The 21774-nt window shown below is 73.1% G+C and carries 15 protein-coding genes and 2 pseudogenes; 2 read left to right on the top strand and 15 right to left on the bottom strand.

The genetic code is table 11. The features are described from left to right. From J5Y04_RS22180 to J5Y04_RS22135, 10 genes are all read right to left on the bottom strand, one after another. The gene (locus J5Y04_RS22180; protein ID WP_245205209.1) at nt 1-1341 is read right to left on the bottom strand and encodes an O-antigen ligase domain-containing protein; all 1341 of its coding nucleotides are present in this window, start codon (nt 1339-1341) and stop codon (nt 1-3) included. A 1-nt stretch (nt 1342) separates the two neighbouring features. Continuing rightward, nucleotides 1343-2881: a right-handed parallel beta-helix repeat-containing protein gene (locus J5Y04_RS22175; protein WP_209413834.1), complete on the bottom strand. Its 1539-nt coding sequence runs from the start codon at nt 2879-2881 to the stop codon at nt 1343-1345. A 41-nt stretch (nt 2882-2922) separates the two neighbouring features. Next, nucleotides 2923-4881, bottom strand: a complete 1959-nt coding sequence (locus J5Y04_RS22170) for an alginate lyase family protein (RefSeq protein WP_209413833.1) — start codon at nt 4879-4881, stop codon at nt 2923-2925. After that, a complete protein-coding gene (locus tag J5Y04_RS22165) occupies nt 4878-7073 on the bottom strand; it encodes a bi-domain-containing oxidoreductase (protein ID WP_209413832.1) in 2196 nt (731 codons plus the stop codon). The genes J5Y04_RS22170 and J5Y04_RS22165 overlap by 4 nt, the downstream gene beginning before the upstream one ends. Nucleotides 7074-7185: 112 nt before the next feature. Then, nucleotides 7186-9111, bottom strand: a complete 1926-nt coding sequence (gene asnB, locus J5Y04_RS22160) for an asparagine synthase (glutamine-hydrolyzing) (RefSeq protein ID WP_209413831.1) — start codon at nt 9109-9111, stop codon at nt 7186-7188. Between the two features lie 3 nt (nt 9112-9114). Beyond that, the gene (locus J5Y04_RS22155; protein WP_209413830.1) at nt 9115-10644 is read right to left on the bottom strand and encodes a Wzz/FepE/Etk N-terminal domain-containing protein; all 1530 of its coding nucleotides are present in this window, start codon (nt 10642-10644) and stop codon (nt 9115-9117) included. Then, nucleotides 10641-12014: a Wzz/FepE/Etk N-terminal domain-containing protein gene (locus tag J5Y04_RS22150; protein WP_209413829.1), complete on the bottom strand. Its 1374-nt coding sequence runs from the start codon at nt 12012-12014 to the stop codon at nt 10641-10643. Before J5Y04_RS22150 ends, J5Y04_RS22155 begins: the two co-directional genes overlap by 4 nt. Continuing rightward, entirely contained in the window at nt 12011-13276 is a 1266-nt protein-coding gene (locus J5Y04_RS22145; protein WP_209413828.1) for a glycosyltransferase family 4 protein, read from the bottom strand. The genes J5Y04_RS22150 and J5Y04_RS22145 overlap by 4 nt, the downstream gene beginning before the upstream one ends. Further along, nucleotides 13266-14582: a nucleotide sugar dehydrogenase gene (locus J5Y04_RS22140; protein WP_209413827.1), complete on the bottom strand. Its 1317-nt coding sequence runs from the start codon at nt 14580-14582 to the stop codon at nt 13266-13268. Before J5Y04_RS22140 ends, J5Y04_RS22145 begins: the two co-directional genes overlap by 11 nt. Nucleotides 14583-14655: 73 nt before the next feature. Then, on the bottom strand, nt 14656-16140 hold the full coding sequence (locus tag J5Y04_RS22135) for a sugar transferase (protein ID WP_374106077.1): 1485 nt from the start codon (nt 16138-16140) through the stop codon (nt 14656-14658). 1194 nt (nt 16141-17334) lie between these two features. Here J5Y04_RS22135 and J5Y04_RS22130 point away from each other — a divergent pair. Next, nucleotides 17335-17706: a hypothetical protein gene (locus tag J5Y04_RS22130; RefSeq protein WP_209413825.1), complete on the top strand. Its 372-nt coding sequence runs from the start codon at nt 17335-17337 to the stop codon at nt 17704-17706. A 159-nt stretch (nt 17707-17865) separates the two neighbouring features. Here J5Y04_RS22130 and J5Y04_RS22125 read toward each other — a convergent pair whose 3' ends face one another. Continuing rightward, a complete protein-coding gene (locus J5Y04_RS22125; protein ID WP_209413824.1) occupies nt 17866-18018 on the bottom strand; it encodes a hypothetical protein in 153 nt (50 codons plus the stop codon). A 418-nt stretch (nt 18019-18436) separates the two neighbouring features. Between J5Y04_RS22125 and J5Y04_RS43985 the strand changes: the two are divergent. Further along, nucleotides 18437-18679, top strand: a pseudogene (locus J5Y04_RS43985) (hypothetical protein); the annotation flags it as partial. On the opposite strand, the gene J5Y04_RS22120 reads toward J5Y04_RS43985, so the two are convergent. The 4 genes and pseudogenes from J5Y04_RS22120 to J5Y04_RS22105 form a co-directional block, all read right to left on the bottom strand. Continuing rightward, a complete protein-coding gene (locus tag J5Y04_RS22120) occupies nt 18649-19659 on the bottom strand; it encodes a zinc-binding alcohol dehydrogenase family protein (protein ID WP_209413951.1) in 1011 nt (336 codons plus the stop codon). The pseudogene J5Y04_RS43985 and the gene J5Y04_RS22120 sit on opposite strands and share 31 nt — an antisense overlap. A 119-nt stretch (nt 19660-19778) precedes the next feature. After that, nucleotides 19779-20774, bottom strand: a complete 996-nt coding sequence (locus tag J5Y04_RS22115) for a DsbA family oxidoreductase (protein ID WP_209413823.1) — start codon at nt 20772-20774, stop codon at nt 19779-19781. Between the two features lie 136 nt (nt 20775-20910). Next, nucleotides 20911-21239: pseudogene (gene trxA / locus J5Y04_RS22110) on the bottom strand (thioredoxin). Between the two features lie 67 nt (nt 21240-21306). Next, a partial coding sequence (locus J5Y04_RS22105; protein ID WP_209413822.1) for an NAD(P)/FAD-dependent oxidoreductase occupies nt 21307-21774 on the bottom strand: 468 nt, incomplete at its 5' end.

Here is a 21774-nt window from a genome sequence, read left to right as displayed (position 1 = left end):
TCAGTTCACCTCCCGTTTCCGGTCCCGGCGCGGGTTGCGTCGGCGCGGGACCACGAGCGTCGTCAGGGGCGTCGCCTCGGCGGGCGTGGCGAGCAGCGAGGCGGCCAGCGCCAGGTGCAGCAGGTACGGTGAGGCGTCGCCGAGCCCGGCCTCGGTGTACGAGGAGATCGCGACGTAGCTGATCAGGAAGATCGCGCAGGCCCGCTCCAGCGAGGGCGGGCGCAGCAGGGCGACGCCGCCCAGCACGATGAGGATCGCGGCCACCAGGGCGATGCCGACCAGGCCCTGCTCGTTGTAGACGGCCAGCCAGCTGTTGTCGATCGGCAGCCCGCCGAAGGACTTGTCGCCCAGACCGATGCCGAACGCCTCTTCGGGGACGGTCCGGGGCTGGGTGAGCAGGGCGTCCCAGACCTTGGCCCGGCCGGTGAGGTTGGAGAAGTTCTCCTTGCTCTGCCCGCGCATGAACCAGGTCTGCAGCGCGGAGGCGAACGCCACCGCGGCCACCGTGGAGCACACCAGTGCCCAGGTGAAGAACCGGCGGGCGGCGGCGCTGGTCAGGACGAGCGAGCAGATCGCCAGCGTCAGGCCGGCGAGCAGGCCGATCGTGGCCGTCCGGGTGTGGGTCATGGCGAGCAGGACGAAGGTCGGCACGATGATCATCGCCGCGCTCCGGCCGGTGGTCCGGCGGCCCAGCAGGAGCAGCACGGTCAGCCCGATGATCACCGCGGAGTACTGGCCGATCTGCGGCGGGGTGAGCGGCCACAGGGCGCCGACCAGCCGCCCGCCGTAGTACTCGGGCATGGCCGTGCCCGGGGAGATGACCAGGCCGGCGGCGACCGTCCAGAGCACCGCGTAGTACATCCGGATGTGGGTCCGGACGAACGTGAGGCCGCCGTCCCACCAGCGGCTGATCAGCCAGAGCGTGCCGACGAAGATGGCCAGCCGGGTGCAGCGGAACAGCGCCCCGAGCCCCACCTCCAGCTTCAGGCTGGAGATCAGGCTCGGCACCAGCAGCAGGGTGAGCAGGAACAGGAAGGCGCCGGCCCGGATGCGCAGCCGGAGGTTGAGCAGGAGCGCCAGCGCGAACGCGGAGACCAGCGCGCCCATGGTGGCCATCTGGATGAGGGAGCGGGGGAGGCGGACGATGGTCTTCGCCCCGGCGGAGCCGAGCGTGTTGAGGCCCAGCAGCGCCCAGACGATCCAGACGGCCTTCGGCGTGGCGTCGGGGCGCCGTCCAGCACCGGGCCGCGCCGCCGCCGCGTCCGGTCCGTCCGGTCCGTCCGGTCCGTCCGTCAGCCCGTTCAGCCCGTTCAGCCCGTCCCGCACCGGGCTCCCGCCCATCTCAACCACCGGCCCGTGCGGCGAAGGTGCTGCCCGCGTCCTGCCGGTACGGCAGGCCCTGCCACTGCCCGGGGTCGAGCGGCCGGCCCGGGTCGTCGGCGACGAAGGCCCACGGTCCGGTGTAGACGTTGTCGTGCCAGCGGTTGTCCTGCTTGAGGGTGATCGCCTCGGACACCCGCTTGCCCAGGTACGGGGACCAGTCCGGGTAGGTGCCGTAGTTGGAGAGCACCGCCATCCGGCCGCACTCCACCGAGCACTTGACCACGGCCGGGTCGAGGGCGAAGCGGTTGTCGTGGACGTCCACCCGCTGGGTCTTCCACCGGCAGTCGTCGTACAGCGGTGCGGTGTCGATCGCCGGTTTCGCGCACCGCCGGGCGTCCTTCACCAGCAGGGTGCAGTAGCCGGTCGAGGTGTTGGCCGGGCTGTTGCAGAACCGGTCGGCGTTCTCCCACAGGGTGATCCCGGACCAGTTGTCCTCCAGCACGTTCCGGTAGATCTCGATCCTGTCCGTGCGGGCCGGGATCCGCGGTTCGCCGCCGGCCTCCGACACGTAGACGGCCGCGTGCGGGAAGTTGTCGCCGTCGGCGGCGTGCCGGCGGCCTTCGACCCAGTTGTTCCGCCGGATCGTGTTGTTGCGGACCACCGCGTTGTAGCTGGTCTCGTACATCAGCGCGGCGCCGTCGTTGGCCTCCAGCACGTTGTCCTCGATGAGGAAGTCGTTGTTGTCGTTGTCCGCCCACAGCCCGGTGCCGCGGTTGTCGTGCACCCAGTTGCCGCGGACGTCGGCGCCGTTGACGGCCCAGAACTTGATGCCCCCGGTGCAGCCGCAGCCCGGCTGCTGCCGCTCCCAGTCGTCGGTGTTGTTGCCCACGATCTCGTTGCCCTCGACCACCAGGCCCTTGATGGTGTCGCCGGTCTTGTAGGCGTTCATCCCGTACTGGCCGTTGTCGCGCAGGCAGCTGGCGCGGACCTGCTGGCGGGCACCGGCCATCAGCCCGGCGCCGGAGTTGCCCTGGATCGTGGTGTGCTCGATCACCCACCCGTCGGCCATGTCGTGGTTGACCACGCCCTCGTCGTGCGGCGCGACGAAGCCCTGCACGGTCAGGTAGCGGATGGTGACGTCGGGGGAGGTGCCGCTGAACGCGTAGTTGTTGGTCTTCCCGCCGTCGAGCACCGCGCCCGGCGCGCCGAGGTAGGTGTCCCCCTCCTTGGTCATGACCTGGGCGTAGCGGTCCGGTTCGAGGGTGTGCCGGCCCGGGGCAAGCCAGAACGTGGTGTGCGGAGGGCTGTTCCTGGTCTTCACGGCCAGGTCGTTGACCACCGCGGGGTCGACCGTCACCGCGCCGGCCGGCGCGCTGCCCGGCCCGGCCGCGGGCTCGGCGCACACCCGGGCCACGGCCACGGCCGCGGCCGCGGGCCCGGACCGCGTGGCGGTCGGCTTCGCCGGGGCGTCCGACCCGCCCGTACAGCCGGTCGCCACCAGCAGGGCGAGCGCCAGCGTCGCGGCCGACGCCCACCGGTGCCGTCCGGTGATCCCCATCCGTCCCATCCGTCCCATCCGCCCCGTCACCACCCGTCCCACTAGCCGCGGAACCCGAGCACGGTGGTGAACCCCTGCGCGCCGTCGGTGAAGCCGGTGCCGACCAGCGTGGTGGCCGGCTCCTTGCGTCCGAAGCCGGCGGAGTACCAGCCCAGCGGCGGTCCGGTCTCGCCGCGGTGCGCCCGCCAGGTCAGCCGTCCGGGCAGGTCGAGCACCGCGGAGCGGTCCTCGCCGTCCCTTGTCCAGGTCAGCACGGCCCGGTCGCCCGTCAGGTCCGCGGTGACCGCCGGGCCGAGGTGGAAGGCCAGCCGTACCGCGCGGCGCGGGCCGCGCACCTCGTCGACGATCCGCAGCTCCCGGCTCGCGGCGGTCAGCTCCACCCGGCGGCGGTGCACCGACTGCCCGTAGCCGTCGTGCTCGGCGCACCAGCGGGCCACCCCCTCGGCGGAGGTGTCCGCGACCAGGACCCGGCTGCGGGCTTGCCGGGTCCACAGGAACGGGCCGCCGGAGGTGGACTGGTCCTCGCCGTCCAGCTCCAGGGTGTTGTGGCCCAGCGTCGACCGGAAGTACCGCCGCCACTCGGGCTGCCCGTGGTAGCAGTACGTCCCCGGGTCGGCGAGCACGTCGACCCCGTCCTGCCGCACCTCCAGGGACAACGCGTCCGCGTGGGCGTGCGCGGCGATGGACAGGAACCCGTGCGGACCGCCGTCGCAGCGGCACCAGATCCCGTCCGGGCCGCGCAGGACGGTCATCCCGGCGTCGGCGAAGTGGGCCCGCCGGCGCGCCGGCCGGTTAACCGCCGGGGTGCTCCCGCTCCTCCCGTACGGTCGCAGGAGCGCGGCCAGCAGCGGGGTGCGCACATCGGTGCCGGTCACCTCCGGCCACCAGGCGAGCCGGCCGAACACGGCCTCCCCGGTGGCCAGCAGCGAGGCCCAGCGGTCGGTGCCCGCGCCGTCCACGACCAGCCCGTGCCCGTCGTCCCCGTCGCCCTGGCGCGGCGGCCGCAGCCGGTCGTCCACGACGGCCGCGAGCGCGTCGGTCATCCGCAGCAGGACCAGCCGGACCGTCCTGGGGACGGGTACCGCGGCGGCGTCCGCCTCGGCCACCGCGGCCAGGCCGAGCTCCAGGACCAGCCCGTGGTACTCGCCGGCCAGTTCGCGGTTGAGGCCGGACGGGAAGGTGTTGGCGCGCAGGTTCCGTTCCAGCGACCGCAGCGCGCCCGTCCGCCAGCGCGCGGAGGACGGGAACCAGTCGAAGGCGCAGGCCGCGGCGAACTGCCCGGCCGCCTCGGCGATGACGTGGTTGTTCGCCGAGGACCCCCGGCTGGGGAAGGCGGCCAGCCAGCGCTGGTGGTGCCAGATCTGGTCCAGCGCCACCGGGTTGCCCTCGAACAGCCCCGCCGCGCCCGGCCAGCCGTCGAGCAGCCGGCGGATCCACACCCAGGACAGCAGCCGGATGCCCAGCTCGATGCCGCTGATCCAGTGCACGCCGCGCAGCGGCGGGTTGGCCGCCCACCAGGACCGCAGGTGCTCGGCGACCCGCTCGGCGTACCGCTCGTTCCCGGTGACCGCGTAGGCGGCGGCGAGTACGGTCAGGTACTGGTGCCGGGACGGCTCCCAGATCTGCTTGACGTCCCCGACCGCGTCCTCGTCGCGGTAGGGCACGTCGAAGGCGTAACCGGCCGGCGCCCGGCGCCCGGTCTTCGGGTCGCGCCACCAGTCCGGGGCGGCCAGGTCGTCACGGACCACCCCGAAGAACTCGGCGTGCCCGTCCATCAGCCGGTCCGCCGTGGCGACCAGCCGTTTCGCGGCGTCCGCCGGCACCGCGGCGATCGCCCCGGCGGGCAGTACGGCGGTGAACCGGGCGCCGGACACGACCGGGCGCTGCGGCGCCTCCGTCCGCCACCGCCGCCTGCGCGCCGCGTCGCCCACCCGGCCGCCGACCTCCCGCGGCCCCATCCGCGACAGCCGCCGCAGGTACCAGCCGGCGCTCATGGTCATCGCGGCCTCGCCAGGGTCACCGGCGCACCGCCGGTCAGGGCGGCCTGCACGGCCAGGGTCGCCGCCGTGGTGGCGACCAGCGACTCCAGCGGCACCGGCATCGGCCCGCCGGTCCGTACGGCCCTGACGAACGCGGCCAGTTCGGCGGACTGGCCCTTGTCCCGGGCCTTGGGCAGCCGGGAACTGACCCACCGCTTGGGGCCGTGCACCGAGGCGCGGACGAAGTCGTCGAGCTTCAGCACCTTGCCGTCCGCGACCAGGTCCAGCGTCTCCTTGGGGAAGCCGGGGGCGCCGGTGGTGACGTAGCTGATGGTGGCGGTGGAGTCGTCCGGGTAGCGCAGCACCACCTGGAGGTCCTCGTTGCCGGACGACGCGACCGCGTACACCGAGACCGGGTCGGCGTCCAGCAGCCAGCTCGCCGTGTCGACGAAGTGCCCGCCCTCGCCGGCGAACCGGGTGCCCTCGGTGCCCTGCCGCAGGTACCAGCTGCCGTGCTGCAGCCGGCCCGCGTTCACCAGGTAGCGCAGGCTCGCCGGACCGGTCCGGACGCCGAGCCGGCTCTTCGCCTCCCGCAGCAGCGGCGCGAACCGGCGGTTGAAGCCCACCTGCAGGCGGTCGTTGCCGGACTCCTCCACCGCCGCCAGCACACCGGCCAGTTCGTCCTCGGTGAGGGCCAGCGGCTTCTCCACGAACACCGTCTTGCCGGCCAGCAGCGCCTGCCGGGTCAGTTCGGCGTGCGAGCTGTGCCGGGTGACCACGAAGACCGCGTCGACGGACGGGTCCCCGAGCACGGCGTCGAGGTCGGTGGTCGCCCGGGCGAAGCCGAACTTCCGCCGGGCGTTGGCCGCGGACAGCGCCGTGGTGGTGACGACCGTGGACAGCGTGACGCCCTCGCGCTGCGCCAGGTGCGGCAGCAGCATCGAGCTCGCGTAGTTCCCGGCGCCGACGAACGCCAGCCGCACCGGCGCGCCGGCGGCCCGGGCCGGGGCGGACCCCGTGCCGCGGCGCACCGCGGGCACCGCCACCACCGGGGCGGCCTCCACGGCGTGCTCCGACTCCTCCCCGGTGGGCCCGGGGTAGCGGAACAGCACGGCCACGGCCTTCAGTTCGCCGTCCTTCAGCCGCCGGTACGTCTCGACGGCGTCCTCGAACCCGGCCACGTGGGAGACCAGCGGCTCCACGTCGACGCGGCCGCGGGCGAGGAGATCGAGGAAGCAGGCCAGGTTGCGGCGCTCCGTCCAGCGCACGTAGCCGATCGGGTAGTCCCGCCCGTCCAGCTCGTACTCCGGGTCGTAGCGCCCGGGGCCGTACGAGCGGGAGAACCGGACGTCCAGCTCCTTCTCGTAGTACGCGTTCCACGGCAGGTCCAGGCGGCACTTGCCGATGTCGACGACCCGGCCGCGGTCCCGGGCCAGGTGGGCGGCCAGCTCGACCGGCTGGTTGCTGCCGCCGCCGGCGGCCAGGTACACCTGGTCCACACCGTGACCGCCGGTCAGCTCGGCGACGGCGGCCTCCAGGGCCGCGGAGCCGGGATCGCCGCAGGCCACGGCGCCCAGCTGCTCGGCGAGCGCGCAGCGCACCGGGTCGGGGTCGGCCCCGACGACCCGCACCCCCGCGGCGGCGAGGAGCTGCACCACCAGCTGCCCGATCAGTCCGAGGCCGATGACCAGCGCCACCTCGCCCAGCTGCGGCTCGCCCTGGCGCACCCCCTGCAGCGCGATCGACCCGACGGTGCCGAAGGCCGCGTGCCGCGGCGCGAGACCGTCCGGCACCGGGGTGTAGAGGTTCTTCGGCACCCAGTTCAGCTCGGCGTGCAACGCGTGCTCGTTGCCGGCACAGGCCACCAGGTCGCCGACCTTCACGTCGTCGACCCCGGCGCCGACCTGCTCGACCACCCCGCACAGCGAATAGCCCAGCGGCGTGTAGGAGTCCAGCTTGCCCATCACCTTGCGGTAGGTGGCGGGCAGGCCGTTGGTGGCCACGCTCTGCATGACCTTGGCCACCTGGTCCGGCCGGGAACGGGCCTTGCCCAGCATCGACATGCCGGCCTCGGACACCTTCATGAGCTCGGTCCCGGTGGATATCAGCGAGTAGGCGGTGCGGACCAGCACACCGCCCGGCTTGCACCCCGGCACGGGTACGTCGAGCACCGCCAGCTCGCCGCTCTTGTAGTTCTGCACGACCTGCTTCACCGAAGTCCCCTGCTCTCTACGCCGTCTTGCTCGTCAAGCCGTCTTGTTCGCTCCGCCGTCCCGTCCCCTCCGCCGGCACGTGGGCCCACGCCGTCGGGCGGGCCCCGCGCCGTCAGGAAGGCGCCGTGGACGGGCCGGAGGTCGCGCCGCGGTACCAGTACTCGAGGGTCAGCACGTGCCAGAGGTGTTTGGAGTAGTCCTGCTGCCCGGCGGCGTCCTCGGCGACCAGCCGGGCCAGCGCGTCGCGGCGCAGGAACCCGGACCGGACGAGCTCGCCGTCGTTGATCACCTCGCGCACCAGCGGCGCCAGGTCCCGGCTCATCCAGGCCCGCAGCGGGGCGCTGAACAGGCCCTTGGGCCGGTACACGATCTCCCGGGGCAGCACCGAGGTGGCCGCCTCCTTGAGGACGGCCTTGCCCTGGCGTCCCACGATCTTGCGGTCGCCGGGCACCGAGAACGCCGCCCGGACCACCTCGACGTCCACGTACGGCACCCGCACCTCGGTCGACGCGGCCATGCTCGACCGGTCGGTGTACGCGAGGTTCAGGCCCGGCAGGAACATCCGGGCGTCGCCCAGGCACATCCGGTTGACGAAGTCGTCCAGGTCGTTGTCCCGGTAGACGTCCGCGTGCTCGGTCAGCACGTCCTGGACCGTCCCGGCCAGGTCCGGATCGACCAGGGCGAGCAGTTCCTCCCGGTCGTACATGGTGTAGCTGCGCCGGAACGCCGTCTCCTCCGGCAGGTCGGCGAAGGAGAGGAACCGCTTCGCGAACCGCACCGACCGCAACCCCCGGCTGGCCGTGGCGACCGGCAGCTTGTCCACGGCCGCGGACAGGCCGCGCCGCAGCGGCCCGGGCACGCGCTGGTAGCGCAACGCCAACTGGTTGGCCAGGTGCTTGCGGTAGCCGGCGAACAGCTCGTCCGCGCCCATCCCCGAGAGCATCACCTTGACCCCGGCCTCCCGGGCGGCCGAGCAGATCAGGAAGGTGTTGATCGCGGCCGGGTCGCCGATCGGCTCGTCCAGGTGGTACGTCATTCGCGGCAGCAGGTCGAGCACGTCCGGGGCGATCTCGATCTCGTGCAGGTCGACGCCGAACCGCTCGGCCACCTGCCGGGCGTAGTGCAGGTCGTCCGGCATCGCCTCGAACCTGGCGTCCTCGGCGCGGAAGCCGATCGTGTAGGCGGAGATCCCGGGGTGGTCGCGGGCCGCCAGCGCGGTCAGGTAGCTGGAGTCCAGCCCGCCGGAGAGGAAGGTCGCCACGGGGACGTCGGAGAGCAGGTGACGCCGCGTCGACTCCTCGACGGCGGCGGCGATGTCCGGCAGTTCGCCGGCCAGGGCCCGCTCCCGGCCCTCGGCGGCGACCTCCCGCAGGTGCCAGAACCGGCCGCGCTCCACCCGCCCGTCGGGCCTGCACCGCAGCCAGCTCCCCGGCGGCAGCTTCTCCGCCCCGCGGAACGCGCACCGCGAGTCCGGCACCCAGTAGTACAGCAGGGAGGCCACCATCGCCGCGTGGTCCACCTCCAGCGTCCCGCCGGTGGCGGCGGCCAGCGCCTTGAGCTCGGAGGCGAACACCAGACCCCCGCCGCGCCGGACCAGGAACAGCGGCTTGATGCCGAGCTGGTCGCGGACGAGCACCAGCTCTCCGGTCCGCTCGTCGAAGATCCCGAACGCGAACATGCCGCGCAGCCGGGGCAGGCAGTCCGTGCCCCAGCGCCGCCAGGCCTCCAGCAGCACCTCGGTGTCGGAGGTGCCGCGGAAGCGCACCCCGGCGGCCGCCAGTTCGGCCCGCAGCTCGGGCGCGTTGTACAGCTCGCCGTTGTACGTCAGGACCAGGCCGTCCGAGACCATCGGCTGGGCGCCGGTCTCCGACAGGTCGATGATGGCCAGCCGGCGGTGCCCCAGGTGCACCTCGCCGTCACCGACCGGGTGACCGTAGCGGCCCGCCCCGTCCGGACCGCGGTGGGCGAGGGTCTCGGTGAGCAGGTCGGTCACGACCTTCCCGTCCGGCCATCGGTACGCGCCTGCGATGCCACACATGTCCTACCTCGCCTCCTGGTCGCTGTCCGGGACCCGTGCGGTCCACATCGGTCGTCGCTCCGTCCGCCGCCGGCCGGTGCCGTTCTGCCGGGCCGGCGACCCGGTGCGGCCGCGCGCCGGGGTGGGCGGCCCGTCCCAGAGCGTGCCGTCGGTGCGGTCCCGCGGATCGGGGTCGATCAGCACCACGCCGATCACCGGGATGTCCTGGTCGGCGAGTTGCCGCGCCACGGTGTGCAGCCACGCGGTGTTCCCGTGCCCGGCCCGCACCACGAGCACCGTCCGGGTGCCGAGGTGCCGCAGGTCGGTCCAGGCCGTGCCGGGAGCCACCGAGCCCACGCCGAGCCGGCGCTCCGCACCCGCCGGTGCCGCCGCGGACTCGCCGCCGACCACGGTCGGGTCCCCCGGCTGCGGGCGGCGCCCGGCGAGCTGCGGGCCGGGCAGACCGTCGACGACGACCACCGGCCCGTCCTCCCCCAGGGCCCGGCCGAGGTCCAGGGCGATCTCGCTCGCACTGCCCGCGCAGCCCAGTTCGAGCAGCGACACCGCCTCCGCGGAGCCGCGCACCGTCCGGGCCAGGGTCGTGGTCAGCCTCGCCCGGGCCACCCGGGCCCGCCGGCCCTGCAACCGTCCGGCCGGCCCGCGCGGCCGCCGGCGCAGCTCCGCGATGACCGAGGCGCCGAGGTTGGCCGCGACGTCCCGGCGCAGCACCGGGCGGTCCGCCACCACCGTGCCGACCGCGGCCCACGCCAGCCCGACGACGAGCCCGAGGACCAGCCCGATCGCGGCGTCGGTGGCGGCGGTCACGGGCAGGGACTTGCGGACCACGTGCGGGGCGTCCACGATCTGGGTGCCGGCGACGAGCCGGGGCGTGCCGACCCCCGCGGCGGCGGCGCGCTGGCCGAACTCGGTGATCCGCGAGGTGAGGTCGGCCCGGCTGGAGTAGAGCGACTCCAGGCTCGCCGGGGCCTTCGGCCCGCCCTGCTGCGCGCCGTCCCCGATCGCCTTGTTGATCTGGGCGAGCTCCTCCTGCATCCGGTCCCGCTGGTCGAGCAGGGCCTTGGCCTCGGCGTCCGCGGCTTCCTGGATCCGCCGCACGTGGTCCGCGATGAAGGCGTCGGCCAGCGCCTTGGCCCGGGCCACCGCCTCCGCGTCGCTGCGGCCCGTCACGTCGATCTCCAGGAGGTTGTTGGTCAGGCCGAGGCCCGTGTAGGCCTTCATGAAGTCCTCGGGCTTGTCCGGGGCGCCGAGGGCCTGCAGGGCCTTTCCGGCGATCGCCGTGGTGTGCAGCACGGCCACGTCGGTGCGGATCAGCGTTCCGGAGTCGTTCGGCTGGTCCGCCTCGTGCGCGACGAGCAGCTTGACCACCGCGCTCGGCGGCGGCGGCTTCACGACGGCCACCGCCGCGCCCAGCAGCAGCCCGACCAGCGCGAGGGTGCACCAGAGGCGGCGGCGCCTGCGCACCGCGACCACCAGGTGTTGCAGGTCCAGGAGCGGAGCGGCGGCCGGCGACTCCGGCGTCGTACTCGTCGTCACCCCGACGCTCTCCTCGTGTCGTCGCCGCCCACCGGCACCGGCACCGGCTCGGCGGCGTCCGGACGGGGGGCGGCGGAGCGGTTCGGACGGGCCCGGACCAGGCCGGCGACGACCACGCCGACGACCTCGTGCCCGGCCTCCGCGCACGCCTCGGCGATGCCGGCCAGCTCGGCCGCGGTCCGGCTGCCCGCGCCGAGCACCACCAGCGCACCGGACTCGTCCTCGCGGTCGGGCACCAGCGGACGGTCCACCGACACCTCCACCACCCGCAGCGCGGGCTCGCCGCCCGCCTCGGCGACGAGCTGCCCGGCTGCCCGGTGGGCGAGCCGGTCCCCGCCCGGGACGACGACCAGCAGGCGGCGGGGGGTCGGCAGCCGGTCCCGGAGCCGGGCGCACACCCGCCGGTAGCGGGCCTGCCGGTCGGCCTCGTCGCCGGAGGCGTGCGGGGCCGGCACGTCCCACCGGACGTCGAGGCCCAGCAGCCGTCGGACCAGGGCCTTCGGGCCGCGGTCCTCCGGCCGCTTCGGGGACCGTTCGCCGCAGACGTCGACGGCACCGAGGAACACCGAGCGCAGCGCCGCGGCGATCTCCGGTTCGGTGCGCAGCCGACGACTGGCCCGGGCGGCGCCGAGATGGCCGACGACCCCGACCAGGAGGAACACCAGCGCCCCGCCGGCGACGAGCTGGGCCCTGGTCGGCGCGGCCTCGCCGGTCGGCCGGGCCGCCGAGCCCATGACGACCATGGAACCCGCCTTGTTGGTGGCCGGGTCGGCCTGGTCCAGCTTCTTCATGGCATCCTGCAGCGCGGTGCGCATCTTCACCAGCTCGGTACGGGTCTGCACGGCGTCCACGGTCTGCCCCGGAGCGGCCGCGTCCGCCAGGTCGGTGATGCGGCGGCTGGCCTGCGCCACCAGCTGCCGCAGCGCCTCAGGCTGCGCCGGCCCGGGGTCGGTGCCGTCGCCCGCGATCCGGACCGCGAACGAGACGAACTGCCGGGCCGCCTCGTCGGAGAGCTGCTGCGCGCGCTCCGGGGTCTCGGCCGTACCGGAGATCTTGATGATGTTCCCGTCCGCGGCCGTGGCGCTCACCCGGCCCCGCAGGTCGCTGCCGCCGACCCCGGCCCAGCCGAGCGTGGCGGCCACCCGGTCGAGCACCACCGAACTGGTCGCGATCTCCGCCTGGGTGAGCAGCTCGCGGTCCTGCCACGCCCCCGGCAGCAGCACCGACGCCGACGTCGTGTACTGCGGCGGGAACAGCGCGGAGGCGCCGAAGCCGCAGAGCGCACCCAGCACGGCGAGGACGGTGAGCAGCCGCCAGCGCCGACGCAGGATCCGGCCGATGGTGGCCAGGCGTATCGTGTCCTCGCTCAACGGAGCGGCCTTCTCCCCGTCCGGTCCGGGCCGCCCGCCGCCCCCGGAGCCCGGTCCCGGCAGGCGGCTTCGTAGGCGGCGAGCAGCGCGCGCTGGGAGTTCCGCCAGGCGAGCGGCCCGTTGATCCGCTCCTGGCCGACCTTGCCCATCAGGGCCCGCCGCTCCGGATCGTCCAGCAGCTGCGCGACGAGTCCGGCGAACCGGGTCTCGTCGTCGGCGGGCGCGTAGACGGCGGCGTCACCGGCCGAGACCCGCGCCTCGCGGAGGTCGAACGAGACGATCGGCCGGCCCATCACCATGTACTCCAGGACCTTGTTCATGGTCGACACGTCGTTGAGCGGATTGCGCGGGTCGGGGGAGAGGCACACGTCCGCGGTGGACAGGTACCGCACCAGGTCGGCGTCCGGAACGCGCCCGGTGAACTCCACCTGCTCCGAGAGCCCGAGCCGCCGGGACAGCTCCACCATCGCGTCGAAGGTGTCGCCGCCGCCGACGAACACCGCGTGCCAGTCGGTCCGCCCGAAGTCGTCGCGCAGCTTCGCGAGGGCCCGAAGGGCGTAGTCGACGCCGTCCTGCGGCCCCATCACACCGAGGTAGCACAGCAGATGGGGCTTGCCGCGCTTCAGCTCCGGCTCCGGCGGTACCGGCCGGAACCGCCCGGTGTCGGGAGCGCTGCGCACCACGAAGACGTCGTCCGGGCGCCGGCCGCCACGGCGCAGCGCGACGTCCCGGTAGCTCTCGTTCGTGGCGAGCACGACGTCCGCGGCCCGGTAGGTCAGCCGCTCCAGCGCGCACACGCCGCGGTAGAGCAGGTCCTCACCGCGGTCGAACCGGGAGAGGTACAGCTCGGGCACCAGGTCGTGCTGGTCGAAGACGAACCGGGCGCCGCGCCGCTTCAGCCACAGGGCCGGCAGGAACAGCAGGTCGGGCGGATTGCAGGCGTGGACCACGTCGACCGGGCCGACCCTGCGGGCCAGCCGGGCCGTGTGCCACAACGCCGACCCGTACTCCCGCAGGTACCCGGCCGGCCCCCCGGTGGCCGCGCGCAACGGGTACCGGTGGATCCGCACCCCGTCGATCACCGCCTCCGGCTCCGTGTCCCGCTTGCTCCCCTGCGGGCAGATGACGTCCACCCTCCAGCCCGCGTCACGAAGCGTCGTGCACTCCTGCCACACCCGCCGGTCGAACGGCACCGACAGGTTCTCCACGAGGATCAGCGCGCGACGGCCCCGCCCGTCGCCGCCCGTTGCGTCACCAGGCAAGGCCCACGTACCCCGGCTCGGTCCGGCGCGCCTCGGCGTCGGGAAGGTGGATGAGGTCGACGATCACCTGGCCGTTGCCGTGGGGCAACGCCGACAGCACGTCCGGGTCCCTGGTCCCGACCACGCACACCTCGGCGTGGTCGAGCACCTCGTCGACGGACGTCGCGAGCAGCTGCGCGAGGTGCGGCAGCCTGGTCTCGATGTACTCGCGGTTCGCGCCGAGCAGCCGGGAGAGGTTCACGTTCGGGTCGTAGATCCGCAGGTCGTAGCCCTTCCCGAAGAGCCTCTCCGCCAGCTCGACGAGCGGGCTCTCGCGGAGGTCGTCGGTACCGGGCTTGAAGGACAGGCCGAACAGGCCCACCCGACGTTTGCCGGAGCGCTCGACCAACTCCACCGCGCGCTGCAGGTGTTCGTGGTTGGAGGGCAGCACGTGGGAGAGGATGGGCACCGCGACGTCGGCCTGCCGCGCCGCGTGGACCAGGCTGCGCAGGTCCTTGGGCAGGCAGGAGCCGCCGAAGGCGAAGCCCGGCCGCAGGTAGGCGGGGCTGATGTTCAGCTTGCGGTCGGCCAGGAACACGTCGATCACCTGGTGCGAGTCCACCCCGAGCGCCCGGCACACCGCACCCAGCTCGTTCGCGAAGCCGATCTTGAGGCCGTGGAACGCGTTGTCCGCGTACTTGATCGCCTCGGCCGTCGGGACCGGCACCCGGAACACCTCGCCGGGCAGTCCGTCGTACAGCGCCGCGACGACGTCGCCGCTCGCCGGGTCGAGCTCGCCGATGACGGTCTTGGGCGGGTCGAAGAAGTCCCGCACGCTCGTGCCCTCGCGCAGGAACTCCGGGTTGACCGCGACCCCGAAGTCCACCCCGGCCGTGCCGCCGGCGTACTTCTCCAGGATCGGTACCAGCAGGTTCAGGCAGGTGCCCGGGAGCATGGTGCTGCGGAACACGACGGTCTGCCGCCCACCCCGCTCGGCCACCGCGGCACCGATCTGCTCGGTGACCCGCTCCAGATAAGTGGTGCACAGGCTGCCGTTGGGCTCCGACGGCGTGCCCACGCAGACCAGCGACACCTCGCTGCCCATGATCGCCTCGCGGACGTCGGCCGTGGCGCGCAACGCCCCGGACCGCACGACCTCCGCGATGAGCTCGCCGATCCGCTCCTCGACCACCGGGGCCCTGCCCTCGTTGACCAGGTCGACCTTCACCTGGTTCACGTCCACCCCGACGACCTCGTGGCCCAGGCTGGCCAGGCACGCGGCCGACACGCAGCCCACGTAGCCGAGCCCCAGGACACTGACCCTCATGACCCGTTCCTCCCCTCGGGCAGGCCCTTGTGGCCGGCCGTCCGCGCGTCGATCGGTCGACGCCCCCCGCGCATCAGTACGCCCCCCGCCCTTGAAGCACCGCACGCAGCGTCTTCCAGAGGATCACCGCGTCAAGGGCGAGCGACCAGTCCTCCACGTACCGCAGGTCCAGCCGGACCGCCTCCTCCCACGGCAGGTCGCTGCGCCCGCTGATCTGCCACAGGCCCGTGAGCCCGGGCTTGACGAGCAGCCGCCGCCGGATGTCCGGGCCGTACGCGGCGGACTCCTCCGGAAGCGGAGGCCGCGGACCGACCAGCGACATCGAGCCGGTGACCACGTTCAGGAGCTGCGGGAGCTCGTCGATCGAGTACCGGCGCAGCACTCCTCCCACCCGGGTCACCCGCGGATCCCGGCGGAGCTTGAACAGCAGTCCGGCGCCTTCGTTGCGGTCGGCCAGCGCGGCACGTGCCCTGTCGGCGCCGGCGACCATGGTGCGGAACTTGACCAGGGTGAACTCCCGGCCGTCCTTGCCCACCCTGTGCTGTCGGTAGAAGGCCCCGCCCGGACTGTCCAGCAGCACCAGCAGCCCGACGAGCAGCATCAGCGGTGCGAACAGGATCAGCAGGACCGCGGCACCCAGTCGGTCGACGACCTCCTTGACCGCCCGGTGCCCCCCGGTGAAGGCCGGCATGCTGACCCGCAGCATCGGGATCCCGAGCACCGCGTCGACGTGCAGCCGCGGGCCGGCCACCTCCATCAGCACGGGGGCCACGACCATCTCGGCGTCGCCGCCTTCGAGGTTCCAGGCCAGCCGCTGCAGCCGGTCCGGTGACCAGTGCGGGTCCGGCGTGACAGCGACGACGCGGTAGCCGTCGCGGTGGACGTGGTTGGCGACGTCCGTCAGCCGGCCGACGACCGGCACCTCGTCCAGCCGGTCACGGTTGGGCCCGAGACCGGACGACGTGCACACCGCCTCCACCCGCCAGCCGAGGTGCGGGAACTTGCGGGTCCGGGCGATCAGGTCGCTCACGGTGGCCGGACTCCCGGCGGCGAGCACCGGGCGCAGGCACCGTCCCTCCTTCCGCTGTTTGTGCAGCCAGAGGCGCAGCAGATACCGCTCGGTCATGGTGACGAGCGTGATCGCCGGGATCGCGACGAACACCCAGAGCTTGATGTTGTGCGAGGTGAGGGCGATCCCGCCGAGCGCCAGGACGACGGCGGCCGTGAGCAGTGAGCGTCCGAGCCGGCGGAATTCCTCTGCGCCCTGGCCGAGAACGGCCGGAGCCCACGACCGGGTCGTCGCCAGCGATCCCATCACCAGCAGCTCGGTGCAGAAGGCGAGAATTCCCCATTTCTCGTGCCAGTTGGACGCGTGCCGGACGCCGAAGAAGCGTCCTATCGCCGCCACCACGAAGGCGGTGGCCACGGTGTCGCTGATGATCACAGTACGGCGGTACTGCTGCTCCCAGTCGATCGCGGGCCGGCTGATTCTCCCGTTCAGCCGACGCCCCCGTGCCGGTAGAAACGGGCTGACTAATTCTCCTTCCCCCTGCTCCACGGCCCCCTCCAGGTCGGCAGTGGGTTCGACGTGTTCGCTCCACACGGTTCCTCCCCCCGGGAGACCTGCGCCTCCCGCACTGTTCCTCCCCTCGGGAAGCCGCCCCGCCTCCCGTGCCGCGCTGTTCCTGCGTCGCCTGCTTCCGGCTGAGCCCCGACTCCCCCCGAATGCAACCGCCCATTGCGGTGCTACGTGAACATCCCACCCGGGAACCGGCGGATGCGAATATCCCGCCGGCGCCCCGAGGCGCATGGAATACCGTCGACGACCGCCCTCCACACCCGAGGCCCCCGCCCGGGCGACAGGAGTTGATCACCTCCACGTCTTCCGCCGGGGACGGCCGCCGGCCGTCCGCAGCACCGGACCTGTAGATCATGATTCGCCGCTTCGCTTCCAACTGTGGGAAGTGACAGTCAATCTAGAGCATCGGGGCCACTCGAAGGGGGCGATGTGTGAAACGCGTGCGCGATATTTGGCGCTTGATCTTCCGAATGGTGACGGCACGGGATTCCTGGGAATGAGGACGTGCATTGTGACGTGTGATGCGGGAGTTCTCCGGCCTGCGGGCACCGGCAATCCCGAGGCGTCCCACCTGTGCCTGCCGACGCGGGCCGGGCCGGGCCGGGACGCGCTCAGGGCGCGGGCGAAGCCACCTGTCCGTCGGCGCCGTGCGGTGCGGGTGCGTGGCAGGCGGCGCGCGATCCGGTAGACCCGCAGCGCGGAGACCTCGGGGACGCTCAGGAGCGGCTGCGGCTGCGGCTGCGGCAGGGGACTGGGGCTGCGGGCAGGCGGGGGGCAGTGCTGCGTGGTGGGCCCGGGCCCGAGGTGGCGCAGCCGGTTCCGGCGGACCGGTTCGACGACGTCGCGTGGTCCGGGGGTTGCCGCGGGCCGGGGCCGCCGCCTGGATCTGCTGAACTGCGTCTGCCCGCCGGTCGGTTGCCGCCGAAGGCGAAGCACTGCCGTGACAGGCACGCGGTCGGACCAGCGCTCGGCGCGGGTCCCGGCGGGCACGATGTAGGCCCCGACGGCCTTGGCGGCGGGGCTCGGTGGGCGACCTGGAGGTCGATGCGCGGGCGGGCAGACGCGTTCTGTCCGAGAGCGTCCGCATCGCCGGCTCGGCCCGCGCCGGCCGGTTCCACGGCCTTCGGGCCCGGCGACGGAGTCTCGCTGTTCACCGCGGCGCCGGCCGAGTTGATGGAACGACTTCGCGATCCGGTGACGCCGGCTCAGGTGGAGCTGGTCCGCTCAGGCCTCGTCCCGCAGTTCCTCGCGATGCTGTGGGAGGACCCGGCTTCCGGGCACCCGGTGCGTGCTGCCGGCCGGGCGTTGGTGTCGCTGTACGCCGCGTCGATCCGGCAGGCGTGCCGCGCCGCAGTCCTGAGGGCGCCCCGCCGCGGGAAGGCGGCGTCCGGCCGGTCGGAGTCCGTGGACGTGTCCGCCGGCGAATCCTCCCGCGAATCGTCCCGCGCTTCCTCCGGCGAGTCCGTCGGCGCGGTACCTGACGCCGAGAAGCGCCTGGCCGCGAAGCGCGAGCACCTCGACCGGTTCACCAGGGCCGGGTACTAGCGACGGGCCGCCGACCTCGACAGCCCGCAAGCGCCCGCGCGCCGCGTCCTGAGTCCGTTCGCGCGGAGGCTTCCGTTGTGCTGCGCCCAGGTCAGCGACCCGACGGCCGACCACTGGTCAGGCCGTCACGCTGTGGGTGACGGCCTGCCGGGGCGATGCTCATCCGCCGAGGCGGGCGAGGAGCAGGCGTGCCCGCCGGGTCTTGGCCTCGGCGCGGTTCTTCAGGTACAGCGCGTGGGCGAGGCGGTGCTGCTCGGCCTCCCGCATCCGCTCGTCGATGATGGCGCGCGCGGTGTCGAGGTGGTAGTTCATGACGTCGTTCCCCCTGTCGGTGGGTGACCCGCCGATGGCTTCAGCATCGGCCCCAAGGCACCCTTGCGCCTACGATTCTACACCAACATTCGCGCTTCGCTCGCCAAATCAGAGTCAGAGTGGGTTGTTGTCCTGCTGTTTAAAGGCCTGTCGGTTGGTGAGCATTGGGTGTGCCGGGTGTGGCCGTCCGCCGTCCAGGGCCAGTCCGTCCGGTGTCGGTCCGCCTGGTCGTCAGCGCGTGATCGGACGCGCCGGGAGAGCGAAGAAGGGCAGGCCAGGGGCATGGCCGCGGTCCGGGCCGACCGCCACCGCCGGGGCATCGCCCGCGCGCTACTGGCGACGTGCTGGGTTCGCTGCACCGCTCCGGGACCACCTCGGCATGGGCCGAGGTGAACGGGTCCACTCTGCGGGCGGCCCGGTCAAGCCTCACCAGCTGCCCGCCGCCGTCATCGCGGCCGCCGGCCACACCGGACTGACCTTCGTCCTCGATCACCTCGGCAAGCCCCCGATCGCCGCTGGCGCCCTCGACCCGTGGGCCGCCTGGCCGAGCCGGGGATCGGGGCGCCCGGGAGAAGCGGGGTCGCCGAGTAGCAGGAGGACGGGGTGGCGGGGTCTTTGGGCCGGTGTGGCTCAGAACCCGGTCAGTGTGGTCTTGCCGATCGCCGACCCGCTCTCCAGCAGTCGGTGGGCCTCGCGCAGGTTGGCGGCGTTGACCGGGCCCAGGTCCCGGGTCGCGGTGGTGGTGAGCAGTCCGGCGTCCACCAGCCGGGCGACCCGGTTCAGGATGTGATGCTGCATCTGCTGGTCGGCGGTGCGGAACATCGAGCGGGTGTACATGAACTCCCAGTGGAAGGAGATGCTCTTCGGCTTGAGGGCGCCGATGGCGAGGCTGTCGAAGTCGTCGATGGCGACGATCCGGCCGAACGGATTGAGCGCCTCGGCGTAGGCCGCCAGGTACCGGTCGGTGGCAGCGGTGCTGAAGACGTGGTCGATGCCGCCCGGGGCGACCTCCGTCAACTGCTCCGCCAGCGGCTGCCGGTGGTCGATCACGTGGTGGGCGCCCATCCGGCGGGCGTATGCGGCCGACTCCGGGCGGGATGCGGTGCCGATCACGGTCAGCCCGGTCAGCGTCCGCGCCAGCTGGACGACGATCGAGCCGACCCCGCCCGCGGCGGCGGTGACCAGCAGGGTACCGGTCTCGTCGAGGGCGCCGTACCGCAGCCCCAGTCGCTCGAACAGCCCTTCCCAGGCGGTCAGCGCGGTCAGTGGCAGGGCGGCGGCCTCGGCGAAGGTGAGGGTGGCCGGCTTGGGCCCGACCAGCCGCTCGTCCACGGCGTGGAACCGGGAGTTGGCGCCCGGCCGGTCGAGTGCGCCGGCGTAGTAGACCTCATCGCCGACCTCGAACAGGGCCACCTCCTCGCCGACCGCGACGACGGTGCCCGCCGCGTCCCAGCCGAGCACCCGCGGCCCGGCGCCCGGGTCGGCGTTCTGGCGGATCTTGTAGTCCACCGGGTTGACCGCGATGGCCTCGACCTGGACCAGGAGGTCGCGCGGTCCGGGCTGGGGGACGGGGAGTTCGAGGTCGATCAGGCTCCCAGGCTCCTCGATGGGCAGGTTGGCGAGGTATCCGACGGCAGGCATGGTGGCGGGGCGGGGGTCGGTCATGGTGCGGTGTCCCTACGGGTGCGGGTACGGGTACGGGTACGGGTACGGAAACTGCGATGCGGAAGTCGTGGGTGCGATACCGGAGCTGCCGCCGGTCAGGCGAACTCCGGTGTCATGGCGGCAGCGATCTTCAGATGCGGCGCGGCCTGCTCATGCAGGTCCAGACGCTGGAGGGTGCGACCGAGCATGAGCCGGAGGTAGGAGTCGTCCGGCAGATCGGTGACCAGTTGTTCCAGGGTGTGCCGGGCACGGCCGAGCTGGGCGGAGGTGAAGTACGCACGGGCGGCGAGGTGACGTACGTTGAGGTCGTCTCCGTGTTCGTCGAGCAGCGGTTGGAGCAGAGTGAGCGCTCCGAGCGGGTCACGTAGCTCCAGGAGGGACTCGGCGTACCGCAGGCGCCCGACCTCTTCGGGCACCGCGCGTTCGGGGCGTGCGGTGGCGAGGAAGTCGGCGATGACGTCGGGTGGCTGGGCGCCGGCCAGAGCCCGGTCTCCGACGACGAACGTCGGGGAGGTCTTGATGCCCCGCGCCTTGCCGATCAGGCGGAGCTCCCGGACGGTGCGGTCGGCTGCGTCGGTGTCGAACAGGGCGTTGGCTTCGGCGAATCCGGCGGTGGTCGCAATGGCGCGAAGCGTGTCGCGCGCGCTGATGTCACGGCCCTCGACGAAGTGCGCCCGCATCAGGTGCTCGGCCACGGTGTCCTGCAGCGTGCTGCCGCCGTGCTCATGGGCGAGGGCGAGGAGGCGGTGGGCGTCATGGCTGCTGGACCGCCAGGCCGCGCCCCAGTTCGGCCCCAGCCCTTCTGCGGCTGCGATCCGGGAGACGGGCACCCGGTCGTCCGCCGTTCCCGGGCTCTGTGTGGCCGGCGGATCCACCTTGCACCGGGCTGCGGCTTCGTCGACCATCGGGTCGCGCTGGTTCGGTTCCACCGGGACGGCCCGGGCCGGGGCGGTCGGGTCGATCAGGTAGGGGCGCCAGACGACCTCGATGTCCCGGGCGGACAGCGCCGGGCCGGTGAGGGCCGCCTCCAGCCGGCGTCTGCCGATGTAGGCCCAGGGGCAGACCACGTCCGCCCAGATCTCGATGCGCATCCTCGCCCTCATGTCCTCTCTGGGGTTCCTGCTTGCCGTGCGGGTGTGCAGGCCGGTGGGGGAGCCGGGCGCCCACACCGGCCCGCGGAGCGGGGTGACGGCCGGGTCGGGGGGCCCGGCCCCGCGTGCGGGGCGGTCAGCCGATGAAGTCGGCGAGGTTCCGCTTGAGCTGGTCCTTCGGCAGGGCGCCGACGATGGTCTTGACGGCCTTGCCGCCGGTGAAGACCTTCAGGGTCGGGATGGACATGATCCCGTACTGGGTGGCGAGGGCCGGGTTCTTGTCGATGTCGACCTTCACGACCGTCAGGCGGTCGGCGTACTCGGCGGCGATCTGGTCCAGGGGGGGGCGATCATCCGGCACGGGGGGCACCAGGTGGCCCAGAAGTCGACCAGGACGGGCTTGTCGCTCTGGAACACGAGCTCCTCGAAGTTGTTGTCGGTTGCGGTGATGGTGGTGCCGGCCATGGGAGACGTCCTTGATCTGTTGGTGACTCGGGTGAGTCGGGTGGTTCGGGTGAGTGGTGGGGTCCGGTCAGACGGCGGCCGCGACCACGGTGGCGGCCAGGTCTTCCAGGTCGTCGTCTTCCAGGTCGTCCAGCGCGGCCAGGTAGCGCTCGGCGTCCAGGGCGGCGGAGGCACCGGTGCCGGAGGCGGTGATGGCCTGGCGGTAGGTGTGGTCGACGACGTCGCCGGCGCCGAAGACACCCGGGACGTTGGTCCGGGTCGAGGGGGCCTCGACCTTGAGGTAGCCCTCAACGTCGAGGTCCAGCCGGCCCTTGAACAGCTCGGTGCGCGGGTCGTGGCCGATGGCGATGAACAGGCCGGTGACGGCCAGCTCGCGGGTCTCACCGGTGGTGCCCCCGTCATTCGTCACCGTGCGCAGGGTGACGCCGGTCAGCTTCGGGTCGCCGTGGATCGCCTCGACCGCGCTGTCCCACTCGAAGCGGATCTTCGGGTCGGCGAAGGCGCGCTCCTGCATCGCCTTGGAGGCGCGCAGGGT

This window comes from Kitasatospora sp. RG8, assembly GCF_017813315.1.
Lineage (GTDB): Bacteria > Actinomycetota > Actinomycetes > Streptomycetales > Streptomycetaceae > Kitasatospora.
The sequence above is the reverse complement of the archived record's forward strand: the minus strand, read 5'-3'. Positions and strand labels throughout refer to the sequence as shown.